Below are 16,117 nucleotides of genomic sequence, written 5' to 3'. Positions count from 1 at the left end.
TTTAATGATAAAAGAAACCTACTCAAAAACCACTGTTGACTGCTCAGTACCAACCGTCAACTGTACTGTTCGACCCAAAAACATTGCTCTGTTATCATCTTCGTGTCCAGCAGGCATATTAAATGCAATCGGAAAATCGTAATCAGCCAAAGCATCTAAAATAAGTTGCTCAATGGATGTTCCCCAAAGCGTTGTGTTTTTACGAAGCTTGGACATGTCACCAACAATAACGCCAGCACAATTATCAAAATAACCAGCGCGTTTTAAACTTTGTAACATGCGGTCTATATGATATTTATACTCACCAATTTCTTCAATAAATAAAATTTTTCCTGAAGTATCAATACTAGTTTCAGAACCCAACATAGTGTGTAGCATGGTTAGGTTTCCTCCTACCAATTCACCTGATGCTGTCCCAACCCTGTTATAATTAGTTCCTGCTAAAGTATAGGTTAAAGTCTCTCCAAAAATTGCCGACTTAAATGTAGCAACGGTTTGTTCAAGTCCTTCAAGGTCTTTTGTTAAGCTCACACACATCATAGCATGTATGGTTTCAAACCCTTGGTTATGAAACAAACTATGTAAGGCTGTAATATCACTATAACCTATAAGCCACTTTGGTTTCGTTTTAAATTTGGTGAAATCGAGTTTGTCTAAAATCCTTACAGCACCATAACCACCACGAGCACACCAAATAGCACTTATAGTTGGGTCGTCCATCGCATTTTGAAAATCTTCACAACGCTCGTTATCAGTTCCAGCAAAATGATTGTCTTGACTAAACACATGCTTACCAACAACCACATTTAAACCCCAACTTTTAAGTAAATCGCTAGCTTGTTGAACTTCATGTTGTCTGTTTTTTAAAATTCCTGAAGGTGCTACAATAGCCACTGTATCACCTACTTTTAAATATGGTGGTTGTGTCATTTTTTCTTGAGAATACATTTCACCTGCTATAATACACAAGAGAAACAATGTTATTTTTTTTAATGCCATATTAATATTTTTTATGCCATCCTAAACCTAAGTTTAAACCTACACCAAAATAATTGAACTCTCCTAAGCTACCAAATATTTTAACCCCAAAACTTCTACCAAATGCAGTTGGTTGCCCTACAGGGATTATCCCATACAATACTCTAAACCGCTTTTTTTTAGCTTTAAAAAAATTAAAATTTAACTCAAAAGGAACAGCTATATATGATTCATTATATCTAAATTTTTCACCATCTACAGTTCTACTATACCTTAACAAATTAGAAGATACACCTGCTGAAATACTAAGAGCAGAACCATTAAAAACAAACCGTTTTCCATAGAGTAAGGCAAACTCATTCAATGAATCTCCTCCAATAAATAATGGAACGATTAAAACACTAGCTAATCCTGCATCAGGGTTTGTCTCAGCAATATATGTGCTTCTAAAAGTAAATAGATCTTTATTTATTTGATAATTTGCACTAAATCCAAAAGTTAATCCGTTTACTTCATTTCCGCTATTTGAGGCGCCTACTAAAAAGTCGACATAAACTATTGGATTAGATTTTACCTCGGTAGAATCTTTTTCTTTTTGGGCAAAACTATTGCACGTAAAAAAGAATACTAAAATTACATAATAGTACTTTTTCATAGCTTTTTCTATCAAATCTAATAAAAAATAGCCCTCAAAACTCAATTGAAGGATTAAGAATTGAGAGAATAAAAAACTTAATAGTTATTTTTGCCATCAAATTAAACCTTGATATGTCAACAAATCCTAAACGATATACAATCACAGCAGCATTACCTTACACAAACGGTCCAATTCATATTGGGCATTTAGCAGGTGTTTACGTACCTGCTGATATTTATGCTCGTTACTTACGTTTAACAGGAAACGATGTGGCCTTTGTTTGCGGTAGCGATGAGCATGGTGTCCCTATCACTATAAAAGCAAAAAAAGAAGGTGTATCACCTCAAGATGTCGTTGATAAATATCATGCCATTATTAAAAAATCTTTTGAAGATTTTGGAATTACTTTCGATAATTACTCAAGAACATCAGCGCAAATTCACCATGAAACGGCTTCAGAGTTTTTCTTGGAACTTTATAAAAAAAGTGAGTTTATTGAAGAAGTTACCGAGCAGTTATATGATGAAGAAGCTAAACAGTTTTTGGCAGATCGTTTTGTGATTGGAACCTGCCCAAAATGTGGTAATGAAGAAGCTTATGGCGATCAATGTGAAAAATGTGGTACCAGCCATAATGCTACCGATTTAATTAACCCAAAATCGGCTATTACTGGCAATGCTCCAACCCTAAAAGAAACAAAACACTGGTTTTTGCCTTTAGATAAGCACGAAGAGTTTTTAAAAGAATGGATTTTAAAAGGTCATAAAAAAGATTGGAAACCTAATGTTTACGGACAAGTAAAATCTTGGATTGACGATGGTTTACGACCTCGTGCTGTAACACGTGATTTAGATTGGGGAATTCCTGTTCCTGTTGAAGGTGGCGAAGGCAAGGTACTTTATGTTTGGTTTGATGCGCCAATTGGTTACATTTCGGCAACCAAAGAATGGGCTGAACGCGAAGGAAAAGATTGGGAACCATATTGGAAAGACGAAAACACCAAATTGGTTCACTTCATAGGAAAAGATAACATTGTGTTTCACTGTATCATCTTCCCAAGTATGCTAAAAGCAGAAGGCTCATATATTTTACCAGATAATGTACCTGCTAACGAGTTTTTAAATTTAGAAGGCAATAAATTATCTACGTCTAAAAACTGGGCAGTTTGGTTGCCAGAATATTTAGAGGATTTTCCTGATAAGCAAGATGTTTTGCGTTATGCATTAACAGCCAATGCACCAGAAACCAAAGACAACGATTTTACTTGGAAAGATTTCCAGGCAAGAAACAATAACGAGTTGGTAGCCATTTTTGGAAACTTTATAAACCGTGTTGTTGTTTTAACCAACAAGTATTACAATGGTATTGTTCCAGAACCAAGCGACTATTCTCAAGTTGACGAAGAAACACTTGCTGCTGTAAAAGCTTATCCAGATGTTATTGCAAGTTCTATTGAGCGTTACCGTTTTCGTGAGGCAAGTCAGGAATTGATGAATTTAGCAAGATTGGGTAACAAATATTTAGCTGATGAAGAACCTTGGAAAGTCATTAAAGAAGATGAAGCTCGTACAAAAACAATTATGTTTGTAGCACTACAAATAGCGTCGGCTTTAGCAACTATAAGCGAACCGTTTTTACCGTTTACTTCAGAAAAATTAAAATCTATCCTTTCTCATTCCGCACTTGATACGGAATCTTCTTGGGAAGACATTTCAACTAAAGATATTTTGCTTCCTGCAGGACATCAAATAGGAAAAGCTGAATTGTTATTCAATAAAATTGAAGATAAAGACATTCAAGCGCAATTAGATAAACTAGAAGCGAGTAAAAAGGCTAATGAAGCTGCCAATAAAGCAGCCGAACCTCAAAAAGAAGAAATCACTTTTGATGATTTTACAAAGTTAGATTTACGTGTAGGAACGATTATTGAAGCCGAAAAAATGCCGAAAGCCAAAAAGCTTTTAGTCTTAAAAGTTGATACAGGTATTGACACTAGAACCATAGTTTCTGGTATTGCTGAAAGTTTTACTGCTGAAGAAGTCATAGGAAAACGCGTTACCGTTTTAGTGAATTTAGCACCAAGAAAATTACGTGGTGTTGAAAGCGAAGGTATGATTTTAATGACCGAAAGTCCTGAAGGTAAATTGGTGTTTGTAAATCCTGATGCCAACCAAGACGTTGCGAACGGTTTACAGATAAGTTAATTACACCTAATAACAGATTACAAACCTCATAGTCTTATGCTATGAGGTTTTTTATTTTCAGTTAGGATGTCAATTTAAAACGAAGTGCAAATGCTCTTATAAGCAAAAAAGGTAAAATAATAATTACCGAACCCCATAAATTATTGGGTGTGAAAGTTTCAGGGAAATTTCTAACCACAAAAAGCATTAAAACAACACCTAATATTATTGACACATGAAGGATAAGCATGTTAGGTGTAAAGTTTCCAAAACTTACTTTTAAAGGCTGCTGAGTGCTATGTAACAGTATACGTTCTACAGCCACAAACACTAGGTTAATGTTAAAAAACCAATTTTTGAAAAATAAAATTCTCATGTTAATTAATATAAGCGTATCATTGTTCCAATTGGCCATAAATGCAAAAAATACCACTATAAACACAAAATACACACCCATTTGGATAAAGGAACCGAATACCGATGTTTTTCCTTGACTTATATTCACCGCATTTTTGTTATGCTTAAAGCAAATTCTGTCAACGATAATTCTAATAAGTTCATTCCACCAAAAAAAATAAATAACATAAAACACTGTAGTTTGCCCACTCCAAACGGATAAAGCAGTAAGCAAAATAAATACTAAAAAATCCCATTGGGAATAATGTTTAAGTGGTTTGTCTATAAGAGATGAAAAGCTATTCATTGGGTTTATTTTTCTGGATGGTTAATTGCCATAATCAAAACTCACTTCAAACAATAGATCTATAAATGAGGCTTTGTGTAAATTTATGACTTGAGAAGCCTGCACTTGATTATAAATATGCTCTGAAACATTAATATTTCCGTGATTAGTTTCAATTTGAAATTTTGTAGAGTTTCTATTAGACGTTGCTTTCAATTTATCAATCACTTGAACCTTAGTAACCGTTTTTAAATAACCATTACGATTAAATTTTGCATATCTATTGTACTTAATCAACAGTTTAAATGAATAGTATATAAATGCAATAATTAACGGAATTAGAAATATGAATATGCCTTTCCAAAGTACAAATAGTAGAATAATTATTGGGATAAGATACATTAGGTCTTTTCTAATCGTTTTAAAAAACATTTTTTTGACTAATTCAATCTCTTTAATTGTCATAGGTAAAGACTTCTCAACACGTTCGTAACGCTTTTTACTTATTGTATGATGAGACAAGGTTGTTGTGTCATTATTTTTTTCTAAAACCTTAAAGTCTAAAACTTCCTTCTTTTTAGGGCTAATTTCGATAGAAACTTTATCACCTAATTTAGCTTGGGAATACTGCTTGTAAGACACACTGTGCTCTATGTTTTCTATACTAATGTAATAGTAGGTTTGAGTACTTTTACGTGAAGAACCATAGGCATGAGAACCACCACTTCTATTATGTCTGGCAGAAGATGATGTGTGTTTGTTTACCCGCTTATCATTAACAATACCTGTATAACATTGTTTTATTCCTTTTTTTAAATCGATATAAGTTCCCCAGAAAAAGTAGAATATAAAGGCTCCAAAAATTAGAGCAAAAGCAGTAAAAACAAAAACAGGAATATATCCCATTTCACCAGTTGGCAACACAAATTTAAAAATGAAGAAAAAAATAGCTCCAACAAAAACACCAAATGCAATTAAAAACAAAAATTGTCGCCTGAGCATTTTTCTGTCTTGCAACGTTAGTGGCTTAATTTCATATTGATTTTGAGGTACCATAAGCTTATTAAAACGAATTTATAGCCGACAACATATCTTCAAACTTTGCTTGTACTTCATCATCATATTTGGTATTACCTATAACTTCTCCATTAGATAAGGTTGTTTTATAAAATCTAATACCTGCAATAGTATTTGTGTTTAAATCGATATCAGCTTCGGCATAAGCAATTTTATTTCCTTGCGCATCGGTTTTATAATCAAACAACAATACTTGTGTAAGTGTTAGTTTATCCTTGTGTTTTCCATAAAACTGTGTGGTTTGATTTGAATATTGCTCTAAATTAAAAGGTAAATTATCTAAAGGCGCTTCTTTGTCAAATCGTTGCATACCTTTCATGAGTCTTTCGGTTGCATTTTCGTTGTCACTTAAATCAAACTTTAGTATAAAATTCTCTAAATAAGAAGTCACTTCAAAACGTTGTTTAGGTGATACGTACGAAGTAATTTCTTTATTTTCAAGATAATAGTAGTTGGTAGTTATCTCTGTTTGATTTTCATTCTTTTGAGTTCTAATAGCTTTATAAAGTTTCCCTTTATTAGAGTAATAATATGTAGTGACTGTGTTGTTTTCTATAGATGTCGTTTGGTATAGTAACCCGTTTTGGTAGCTAAATGTATTATGACTACTACCATTTTTCAACTTAATGGTTTCTTCCACAAGCTGCCCTTCTCCATTGTATTTGTACGTATGTTTTCTGTTTTCTTTTGAATTACTAAACTCAAAAACACGTTTATGTAGCTTACCTTTTTTATAAGTGCTTTTTGATGTTGACCACGTATTATTTTTTAAATTCTGAATGTGATAATTGTCTATAAATCCATCCTTACTGAATTGATACGTTGATTTCTCTATTGGTTCTTTATCAAGATTATAGCTAACAGTTTCTACTATATTAACAGGTTGTAAAAACCCATAATCTTGAGTAGTAACTTTTGGTAGCGATTGCGCTTGCAGATGATTTAAAGAGATTAAAAAAAAGCTGAAAGTCAGCAAAATGTGTTTAAGTACCATAATTTTTGTATATAATCTGTAAAAATATATGCTCAACTTATTTGTTACAATACGACATTTGCCCTACTTCTATCATTATCTTTTATATTTTTACAGCCTACAAAAAAGAAAGTCATTTTATGTCTCTACTCTCATATATTACCAAAAACACTAACCTTCCAGAAGTATCTGTAAAAAACACCATTAGCTTGCTTAACGATGCGTGTACTGTTCCGTTTATTTCGCGTTACAGAAAAGAAGCTACAGGAAATCTGGACGAAGTTCAAATAGGTGATATTGTAAAATACAAAGAACTCTTTGAGGCGCTTGAAAAACGCAAAGCGGCTATTTTAAAAGCACTTGAAGAGCAAGATGTTTTAACGTCAGAATTAGAACAAAAAGTAAACAACGCTCAAGATATTACAACACTTGAAGACATTTACTTGCCATACAAAAAAAGCCGAAAAACAAAAGCAGATACTGCTAAAGCTAACGGATTAGAACCTTTAGCTAAAATCATAATGAGTCAAAACGCTCACGATATTGAAAGCATTGCTTATAAATATGTAAAAGATGCTGTTGGTTCGGTTGATGATGCTCTAGAAAGCGCGCGACATATTATTGCCGAATGGATTAATGAACGTACTGATGTAAGAAACAATATTCGTTATCAATTAGAACGTTTTTCAACCATTGCAACCAAAGTTGTAAAAAAGAAAGCTGATGAAGAAGATGCTCAAAAATTCCGAGATTATTTTGATTGGAGCGAGTCGTTGAGTCGTATTCCTTCACATCGTTTGTTAGCCATTTTACGTGCCGAAAACGAAGGTTTTATTCGTGTGAAAATTGAAATTGATGATGAACGTGCTTTAGATAAAATAGCACAACGTATTATAAAATCTGACAATGAATGTTCTGATCAAATTGAGATCGCTATAAAAGATGCGTACAAACGATTGTTGTTACCATCATTGAGCAATGAAGCGTTACAAAAGGCTAAAGAAAAAGCCGATGAAGCTGCGATAACTGTTTTTGCCAAAAACCTAAAACAATTGTTGTTGGGTTCACCATTAGGAGAAAAGCGAATTTTAGCTATAGATCCTGGTTTTAGAACCGGTTGTAAAGTAGTGTGTTTAGATGCGCAAGGGCAACTTAAACACAATGAAACCATTTATCCGCATGCACCTAAAAACGATAGCACAGGTGCAATAAAAAAAATAAGCACACTTGCTGAAGCTTATAAAATTGAAGCTATTGCTATTGGAAACGGAACCGCTTCGCGCGAAACAGAATCACTTATCAGACGTATTCGTTTTAAAAATGATATTCAAGTATTTGTGGTAAGTGAAGCAGGAGCTAGTATTTATTCGGCTTCAAAAATTGCTAGAGACGAGTTTCCTAATTACGATGTTACGGTAAGAGGTGCAGTTTCTATTGGTCGTCGTTTGCAAGATCCGTTGGCAGAGTTGGTTAAGATTGACGCAAAATCTATTGGTGTTGGTCAATATCAGCATGATGTTGATCAAACCAAGCTAAAAACCGAACTAGATACGGTTGTAGAAAGTTGCGTGAATGCTGTTGGTGTTAATCTAAATACCGCAAGTAAAAGTTTGTTGAGTTATGTGTCTGGAATTGGTCCTAAATTAGCCGAAAACATTGTGAGTTATCGTGATGAACATGGTGCATTTTCAGCAAGAACCGACTTAAAAAATGTACCTCGTTTAGGAGATAAAGCTTTTGAACAAGGATCAGCATTCTTAAGAATTAAAGATGCAAAAAATCCATTAGACGATTCTGCTGTGCATCCTGAAAGCTATAGTATTGTAAAAGCTATTGCAAAAAATGAAGGAAAACGTGTTTCAGAGCTTATAGGAAATTCTGCCGTTTTAAATGGTATTGATTTAAAACCTTATTGTACAGACACAGTTGGTTTGCCAACACTTAAAGACATCGTAAAAGAACTTGAAAAACCAGGATTAGATATTAGAGAACGAGCCAAAGTGTTTACCTTTAATCAAAATATAAAAACCATCAATGATGTGCAAGAAGGTCAATTGCTTCCTGGAATTGTTAATAATGTAACCAATTTTGGAGCTTTTGTTGATATTGGAATTAAAGAAAGCGGCTTAATTCATATTTCAAACTTATCAGATGGTTTTGTAAGTGATGTTAGTGCACATATTAGTTTGCACGAACAGGTCATTGTAAAAGTCTTGGAGGTTGATATTCCGCGTAAGCGCATTCAATTAAAACTACATAAATCATGAATTGGGTTATTTTAATTATTGCAGGATTATTTGAAGTTGCCTTTGCCTTTTGTTTAGGAAAAGTAAAAGAAACCTCTGGAAACACGTCTACCTATTGGTTTTTAGGCTTTTTATTTTGTTTAGCCATTAGCATGTGGCTATTAATAAAAGCTACCGAAACGTTGCCAATTGGAACTGCTTATGCGGTTTGGACAGGTATTGGAGCTGTAGGTACGGTTTTAGTAGGCATTTTTGTGTTTAATGAACCTGCTAATTTTTGGCGTGTCTTTTTTATTTCAACCTTAATTATCTCTATTGTTGGACTAAAATTTGTGTCTCAACATTAAGTTCTAATTTAAAATTATTCTAACATCTTTAACGCTTAAAAATGCTTAACTTTACGTAAAAAGAAAGACATTATGTTATCAAAAAAAATAGAAAAAGCGTTAAATGATCAAATTAGAGTTGAAGCCGAATCTTCTCAAATCTATTTAGCTATGGCTTGTTGGGCTGAAGTAAAAGGACTTGAAGGAGTTGCTGGTTTTATGTACTCACAATCTGATGAAGAACGTGCTCATATGCTTAAACTAGTTAGATATGTAAACGAACGTGGTGGACACGCTCATGTATCAGCCTTAAATGCACCAAATGTAACCTTTAAATCGTTTAAGGAAATGTTTGAAAAACTATTTGAACACGAAGTATTTGTATCAGAAAGCATTAATGAGTTAGTGCATATTGCGTTACAAGAAAAAGACTATTCTACTCACAACTTCTTACAATGGTATGTAAGCGAACAAATAGAAGAAGAAGCAATGGCTCGTACAATTCTTGATAAAATAAATATGATAGGAGACGATAAAGGTGGCTTGTACTTATTTGACAGAGATATTCAACAAATAACAATAAGCACAGCTGCTTCTGAAAGTCCTGAATAATTTTTAACAGTTAATTTTATTTAGAATTAATTAAAATAATTTATTTTTGCCTCATATTCTACAAGTTAGTAACCGTTGGGCAAGAAGAAAAAAGAAAAGAAACAACAGAAAAAAGCTTTAAAAACCTTACATAAAGCAGGTATTATTAATGCTAACAAGGTAAAAAGCAAATGTTGTGAAAAATATAAAAAAAGTGAAAACAAGCGTTGTGGCAAATGTCCTTGCTTTGATTTACTTAAAAAAGTTGCATAAAAGCCTCATAATAATAATGAGGCTTTTTTTATTTCTAATTCTACTTAATTCAAAATAACATTTCACACCTTATTGTAACTAACGAAACACTAATTTTTGTCTAAAAAAATCTGCTTTACTTTCCTTTTATAAACAGCAAAAAATATCTTTATGTTGATAAATTGTTAAGAAGAATATTTAACACATTTCATTTCATTTAGAATAATTTATCACTTTTACATTATCTTATTAGATACACTATAATTCGTTATTACTTATGGAAATTTTACACATTACTAAAAGAAATTTTAGCCAGAAACCTTTTGAATTAAGCAAAATCACAAACGCTATTTTAAAGGCAATGAAAGCGGTTGAAAATGGAGAATTTGGAGACGCTCAACTTATAGCAAATAACGTTTATGACGTATTGTTACAAAGGAAAAATCAGGATAAAGATTATTTACCTACGGTTGAGGAAGTGCAAGATGTTGTAGAAGATAAATTAATGGAAAGTTCTTTTCACGATGTTGCAAAAGCTTACATTTTATACAGAAACAAACAAGCTTTAAGTCGTAAGAGTAACATTTTTGAAAAACGTGTAAACTTAAAACCTTACGAGTATCCTCAATTATACGAATATGTTCCAGCAATTCGTCATTCATATTGGATACATACCGAGTTTAATTTCACAAGTGATATACAAGATTTCAAATCAAATCTTTCTGAAGTAGAAAAATCTGCTATAAAAAATACGATGCTTGCAATTTCTCAAATTGAGATTGCAGTAAAAACGTTTTGGGGAGATATTTACCATAGAATGCCAAAGCCTGAAATAGGATCTGTAGGTTCAACATTTGCAGAAAGTGAAGTAAGACATGCTGATGCATACTCGCACCTTCTTGAAATTTTAGGACTAAACAAAGAATTTGAAGAGCTAAAGAAAAAACCAGTAATCATGAAGCGTGTGCAGTATTTAGAAACTGCATTAAAAAACGCTAAAAGTGAAAACAATCAAGAATATGCAGAGTCTGTATTATTGTTCTCATTATTTATTGAGCACGTGTCTTTATTCTCTCAATTCTTAATCATTATGGCATTTAACAAGCATAAAAATATGCTTAAAGGTATCTCTAACGTAGTTGAAGCAACATCAAAAGAAGAGCAAATTCATGGAGATTTTGGTATAGATATCATCAATATTATCAAAGATGAGCACCCAGAGTGGTTTGATGCAAGCTACAATACCATGATTCAAGATATGTGTAAAGAAGCCTATGTTGCTGAAAGCAAGATTGTAGATTGGATTTTTGAAGAAGGCGAATTAGATTTCTTACCAAAAGCAGTTGTAAACGAGTTTATTAAAAACCGTTTCAATAAATCTTTAGAAAGCATTGGTATTGAAAAAGTATTTGATATAGACGAAACATTACTTACACAAACCGAATGGTTTGATGACGAGATTATTGGTACAAAACATGGCGATTTCTTTGTAAAACGCTCTATCAATTACAGTAAAAGAACACAAAGTATAACAAGCGACGACTTATTTTAACCAGACTATTTTTTATAACCTATGGAGAACAAAACAATACACCAGCCGCAACTACAAGATCAAAAAAACACAACTGATGAACTAGTAAATGCCCGAAAAGAATTTTTAACCAACACGAAAAAGGAAGAAGGATTTGAGTGGTTAAATGAATACAGTCAACAGTTTTTAGAATCAGGATACTTAACCGAAGGTGTAACGCCCAAGCAACGTATTAGAGAAATTGCTGAACGCGCAGAACATATTCTTCAAATTCCTGGATATGCAGATAAGTTTTATCACTATATGTCTGAAGGGTTTTTCTCTTTAGCGTCTCCAGTTTGGTCTAACTTTGGTAAAGAACGTGGTTTACCAATAAGCTGTTTTGGTTCTCATATTGATGATGACATGGGTAATATTCTTTACACACAGTCAGAAGTTGGTATGATGTCAAAATTAGGTGGTGGTACTTCTGGGTTTTTTGGTAAAATTCGTCATAGAGGAGCTCCTGTAAAAAACAATGGGCAAGCATCTGGTGCAGTTCATATTATGCAGTTGTTTGAGTCTATGGTTGATGTGGTTAGTCAAGGTTCTGTACGTCGTGGTCGTTTTTCTCCATATTTACCAATTGAGCATCCAGATATTAAAGAGTTTTTAGAAATAGGCACTGAAGGTAACCCAATACAGCAATTAACACATGGTGTAACAGTTACCAATAAGTGGATGGAAGAAATGATTGCTGGTGATGTTGAAAAACGTACTATTTGGGCAAAAGTATTACAAAGTCGTGGCGAAATGGGCTACCCTTATGTATTCTTTACAGACAATGCTAACAATGGTAAACCAGAAGTTTATAAAGATAAAAACCATAGCATACACGCAAGTAACTTATGTACTGAAATTATGTTACCATCAAACGATGATTGGTCGTTTGTATGTGTACTTTCTAGTATAAATGTATTACACTACGATAAGTGGAAAAGCACAGATGCAGTAGAGACTATGATTTACTTCTTGGATGCTGTAATAACAGAATTCATTGAAAAACTAGAAGTATATCGTGATTCTGATAACAGAGACGACCGTCAAACATTCTTGTTTATGGAGCGTGCTTACAACTTTGCAAAAGAAAACCGTGCTTTAGGATTAGGTGTTTTAGGATGGCACTCGTTATTACAGTCTAGAATGCATGCCTTTGATAGTCAAGAAGCATTTAACTTAAACCGTGAAATCTTTAAAACTATAAAAGAGCGTTCATACAAAGCTTCAGAAGAGTTGGCTGTGAAATTTGGAGAGCCTAAAGTATTAAAAGGTTACGGTCGTAGAAACACAACATTAAACGCTGTAGCGCCTACAACATCTTCGGCGTTTATTTTAGGACAAGTATCTCAAGGTATTGAGCCAATATGGTCAAATATTTATGTGAAAGATATTGCTAAAATAAAAACAACAATAAAGAATCCTTTCTTGGAAAATTTATTAGAAGAAAAAGGACAAAACACAACCGAAGTTTGGAGAAGCATTAGAGATATGGATGGTTCTGTACAACATTTAGAGTTTTTAACAGAGCAAGAAAAAAACGTCTTTAAAACGTACTCTGAAATTGACCAATTAGATGTAGTTTATCAAGCATCAGCAAGACAAGAATTTATAGATCAAGGACAATCTGTAAACATTATTGTACATCCTGAAATGCCTGTAAAAGAAATAAACAACATTCATGTTACAGCTTGGAAACTTGGTTTAAAATCATTGTACTACCAACACAGTATGAATGCTGCACAAAAATTCAAACAGAAAAAAGAGTGTACAAGCTGTGAGGCTTAATCACATTATTGAATAATAAAAAAACCGCTCGAATGAGCGGTTTTTTTATTTTAAGATTATTTACTCAACATCAAAAGTTCATTACAAACTATTTCAGTAGTATAGTGTTTTTTACCTTCTTTGTCTTCCCAAGAGCGATTGGTAAGTTTCCCTTCAACCGCAATTTCTTGTCCTTTAGAAATATAATTCTCTACTACTTTTACTAGACCACCACGAACAATAATGTTGTGCCAGTAAGCGCGTTCTACTTTGTTTCCGTTTTTGTCTTTGTAGCTATCATCTGTAGCTAAAGAAAACTTGGCAATTTTATTACCATCATCAAAATTTACAATTTCAGGATCTTGTCCTAATCTACCAATCAACTGTACTTTGTTTCTAAGCGTGTTCATAATTTTAATTTTTTAAATGTTAAACAGTTAATACTATCGAGTTCTTATGTTACTGAAGTGCATCCAGTATTAATTCGACACTGCAAATATGAAACAGACACCAAAATTTATTCGGTTATTAACTGTTTAAATTCGTTTGTAAATGTTTGTAGTCGTTTGTAAACGAATAATTTGTATATTGTATACAAGCTAAATCGCTATTAATAATCACTTATAAATGAAAGCATTATTAGAAACTGAACGTTTAATTCTAAGAGAGATATTACCTACTGATATTGAAGGTATGTTTGAATTAGATTCTAACCCAATAGTCCACAAATACTTGGGCAATAAACCTGTAAAGACTAAATATGATTCAGAAAAAATAATACAAAACATTATAAAACAATACGAAGAAAGAGGAATTGGTCGTTGGGCTGCTATTGAAAAATCTACAGGAGATTTTATAGGTTGGTCAGGGTTAAAACTTAATACAGGTGAAAAAGATTCTTTAAACGGAAAACAAGATTTTTATGATATTGGTTATCGGTTTATTCCTCGATATTGGGGAAAAGGTTACGCAACCGAATCGGCTATTGTTGCATTAGATTATGGTTTTAAAGTAAAACAATACGAAACCATTGTAGGAGTTGCTCTTACAGATAATATTGGCTCAAATAAAGTGCTTCAAAAAATTGGATTACAACATATTGAAGATTTTGATTGTGAAGGCGAAAGAGCTTCTTGGTATGAATTAAAACTAAACGATTATGAAAAAAACTTGTCCTGAATGTGGTGAGAAAATAGTTGGCAGAATTGATAAAAAATTCTGTAGCGATGCTTGTCGGAATTCATATAATAACAGAGTGAATAAAGACAGTAAAAACTTAATACGAAACACCAACAACCGACTTAGAAAAAACTACAGAATTCTTGAAGCATTAAACCCTGAGCAAAAAACTAAAACCTCTAGAGCAAAACTTATTGAAAAAGGGTTTGACTTTAATTACATAACAAGTATTTATACAACCAAAGCAGGTACTGTTTATTACTTTGTTTACGACCAAGGCTACTTACCTATTGAAGGCGACTATTACGCACTGGTAAAGCGAGAAAGTTAAACTGTAACATTTAAAGTAAATGTCCAACTAATAGTGTATTCAACAATTAAATTTTCATGCTTCCATTTTTATCAACCTCACCATTTCTGATTATAGGTATTGTTATTCTTATTCTTAGTATAATTGGAATAACATCATACTACTTCAGTTCAAAACAAACTATACTACGAATTTTAGCAAAGACACCATATAAACCTGTAAGTAGTTTTAAAAGCAATGAATTTGTTAAAGTAAGTGGTAAAGCGTTGCATGTACAAGATCCTTTGATTGCTCCACTTAGTAAAAGAAAGTGTATTTTCTATTATATTAAAATTGAACAGAAGAAAAGCAATGGCAAAAATTCGTATTGGAAAACCTTAATTGAAGAAGAGCGATTTCAGGATTTCTTTATTGAGAGTAATGGCAATATGGTTATTATTAAGCCAACTCAACATCCAAAAAACTATAAAAGTCATTTAGTAATTGACAAGAAAACATCTTCAGGTACTTTTAACAATCCTACTCCAGAATTTGAATCTCTTTTAAAAAAGTATAATATAGACTCAACAGGGTATTTTGGATTCAATAAAACGCTTCGTTACAAAGAAGGTATAATTGAAATTGGAGAAACCATAACGGTTGCTGGAATAGTAAAATGGAAAAACCTTAGCGAACCTATTCCTGAATATAACTACTCTAAAATAGCAACTTTAGAAAGTGATGTTAAACAAAAAATTATAATTACAGATTTGCCTGAAACCGTTAACTTTAAAAGACATTAAGCTACTTCCAATTATGTCCTTTTAACTGCATTGCTGCTTTTAAAATATCCTTTTGGCTAATTTGACCTACTAGCTTACCGTTTTCAACAATAGGAAAACGACGCCTTTTTGAATTTAAAAATTTATTAGCAGCATCAAACACGTTCATGTTGCCATCTATAGTCTCAACATCTCTTATCATGCGCTTTTCAACATTGTCTTGAGCCATTGGCATATTGTAATATCTGCTATCACTTATTTGCTTTAGGCAATCTCCTTCTGAAATTATACCTACAAGTTCGTTTTTATCATTAACCACAGGTCCTCCAGAAATCTTATTTCGTATTAAAGATTCGATAACTTCTTCAACTGACTGTTCTGGTTTAAAAGTTATTAAACTGGTTGACATGTAATCGCTCACTTTTAACTGTGTGCTTTCAGTAGCGTTAATTTGTTGCTTTCTGGCACCTTGAAAACTCTTAATTCCCATAACTAATTATTAATAATGTTAGTCTTAAATTTACTGATTTAAAACGACTTAACCTAACTATATTTTTATAGGAAATAATTTTGTAAATTTAGAAGACT

16 protein-coding genes are annotated in these 16,117 nt (G+C 32.7%); 9 read left to right on the top strand and 7 right to left on the bottom strand.

Annotated features, from left to right (window positions below; all coding sequences use genetic code 11):
• Window positions 1-18: 18 nt before the first annotated feature.
• Together A8975_RS01515 and A8975_RS01510 are read right to left on the bottom strand one after the other, a co-directional pair.
• Entirely contained in the window at window positions 19-999 is a 981-nt protein-coding gene (locus A8975_RS01515) for an LD-carboxypeptidase (RefSeq protein WP_208325349.1), read from the bottom strand.
• Window position 1,000: 1 nt separating this feature from the next.
• Window positions 1,001-1,633, bottom strand: coding sequence for a hypothetical protein (locus A8975_RS01510; protein WP_129759635.1), 633 nt, complete (start codon window positions 1,631-1,633; stop codon window positions 1,001-1,003).
• A 113-nt stretch (window positions 1,634-1,746) separates the two neighbouring features.
• Between A8975_RS01510 and metG the strand changes: the two genes are divergently transcribed.
• Window positions 1,747-3,819: a methionine--tRNA ligase gene (gene metG, locus A8975_RS01505; RefSeq protein WP_134198428.1), complete on the top strand. Its 2,073-nt coding sequence runs from the start codon at window positions 1,747-1,749 to the stop codon at window positions 3,817-3,819.
• A gap of 61 nt (window positions 3,820-3,880) precedes the next feature.
• Here the strand turns inward: metG and A8975_RS01500 are convergent, their stop codons facing one another.
• Genes A8975_RS01500 through A8975_RS01490 form a run of 3 tightly spaced genes read right to left on the bottom strand, consistent with a single transcriptional unit; the run spans window position 3,881 to window position 6,551 of the window.
• A complete protein-coding gene (locus A8975_RS01500) occupies window positions 3,881-4,501 on the bottom strand; it encodes a hypothetical protein (RefSeq protein WP_134198427.1) in 621 nt (206 codons plus the stop codon).
• Between the two features lie 21 nt (window positions 4,502-4,522).
• Complete coding sequence (locus A8975_RS01495) at window positions 4,523-5,536, bottom strand: hypothetical protein (RefSeq protein ID WP_134198426.1); 1,014 nt, start codon at window positions 5,534-5,536, stop codon at window positions 4,523-4,525.
• Between the two features lie 7 nt (window positions 5,537-5,543).
• The gene (locus tag A8975_RS01490) at window positions 5,544-6,551 is read right to left on the bottom strand and encodes a hypothetical protein (RefSeq protein WP_134198425.1); all 1,008 of its coding nucleotides are present in this window, start codon (window positions 6,549-6,551) and stop codon (window positions 5,544-5,546) included.
• A 119-nt stretch (window positions 6,552-6,670) separates the two neighbouring features.
• On the opposite strand from A8975_RS01490, the gene A8975_RS01485 reads away from it, so the two are divergent.
• The 5 genes from A8975_RS01485 (at window position 6,671) to A8975_RS01465 (ending at window position 13,300) form a co-directional block, all read left to right on the top strand.
• Window positions 6,671-8,797: a Tex family protein gene (locus A8975_RS01485; RefSeq protein ID WP_134198424.1), complete on the top strand. Its 2,127-nt coding sequence runs from the start codon at window positions 6,671-6,673 to the stop codon at window positions 8,795-8,797.
• Window positions 8,794-9,123, top strand: coding sequence for a DMT family transporter (locus A8975_RS01480; protein ID WP_134198423.1), 330 nt, complete (start codon window positions 8,794-8,796; stop codon window positions 9,121-9,123). Before A8975_RS01485 ends, A8975_RS01480 begins: the two co-directional genes overlap by 4 nt.
• A 72-nt stretch (window positions 9,124-9,195) precedes the next feature.
• Complete coding sequence (locus A8975_RS01475) at window positions 9,196-9,714, top strand: ferritin (RefSeq protein WP_129759643.1); 519 nt, start codon at window positions 9,196-9,198, stop codon at window positions 9,712-9,714.
• A gap of 508 nt (window positions 9,715-10,222) precedes the next feature.
• A complete protein-coding gene (locus tag A8975_RS01470; RefSeq protein ID WP_129759644.1) occupies window positions 10,223-11,497 on the top strand; it encodes a ribonucleotide-diphosphate reductase subunit beta in 1,275 nt (424 codons plus the stop codon).
• 21 nt (window positions 11,498-11,518) lie between these two features.
• Window positions 11,519-13,300: a ribonucleoside-diphosphate reductase subunit alpha gene (locus A8975_RS01465; RefSeq protein ID WP_131506279.1), complete on the top strand. Its 1,782-nt coding sequence runs from the start codon at window positions 11,519-11,521 to the stop codon at window positions 13,298-13,300.
• 56 nt (window positions 13,301-13,356) lie between these two features.
• Here A8975_RS01465 and A8975_RS01460 read toward each other — a convergent pair whose 3' ends face one another.
• On the bottom strand, window positions 13,357-13,689 hold the full coding sequence (locus tag A8975_RS01460) for a single-stranded DNA-binding protein (RefSeq protein WP_129759649.1): 333 nt from the start codon (window positions 13,687-13,689) through the stop codon (window positions 13,357-13,359).
• 217 nt (window positions 13,690-13,906) lie between these two features.
• Between A8975_RS01460 and A8975_RS01455 the strand changes: the two genes are divergently transcribed.
• The 3 genes from A8975_RS01455 to A8975_RS01445 are packed head-to-tail and all read left to right on the top strand — an operon-like array spanning window position 13,907 to window position 15,550.
• The gene (locus tag A8975_RS01455; RefSeq protein ID WP_134198422.1) at window positions 13,907-14,458 is read left to right on the top strand and encodes a GNAT family N-acetyltransferase; all 552 of its coding nucleotides are present in this window, start codon (window positions 13,907-13,909) and stop codon (window positions 14,456-14,458) included.
• Window positions 14,439-14,789 (top strand): hypothetical protein, encoded by a 351-nt coding sequence (locus A8975_RS01450; RefSeq protein WP_131506281.1) that lies wholly within the window; start codon window positions 14,439-14,441, stop codon window positions 14,787-14,789. The genes A8975_RS01455 and A8975_RS01450 overlap by 20 nt, the downstream gene beginning before the upstream one ends.
• A 56-nt stretch (window positions 14,790-14,845) precedes the next feature.
• The gene (locus A8975_RS01445; protein WP_134198421.1) at window positions 14,846-15,550 is read left to right on the top strand and encodes a GIDE domain-containing protein; all 705 of its coding nucleotides are present in this window, start codon (window positions 14,846-14,848) and stop codon (window positions 15,548-15,550) included.
• Window position 15,551: 1 nt separating this feature from the next.
• Here A8975_RS01445 and A8975_RS01440 read toward each other — a convergent pair whose 3' ends face one another.
• Entirely contained in the window at window positions 15,552-16,019 is a 468-nt protein-coding gene (locus tag A8975_RS01440; RefSeq protein WP_134198420.1) for a CBS domain-containing protein, read from the bottom strand.
• Between the last annotated feature and the right edge of the window lie 98 nt (window positions 16,020-16,117).

This window comes from Meridianimaribacter flavus (genome assembly GCF_004366715.1).
Classification (GTDB): domain Bacteria; phylum Bacteroidota; class Bacteroidia; order Flavobacteriales; family Flavobacteriaceae; genus Gaetbulibacter_B; species Gaetbulibacter_B jejuensis.
Note: the sequence above shows the minus strand (reverse complement) of the source record. Positions and strands in the feature narration are given on the sequence as shown.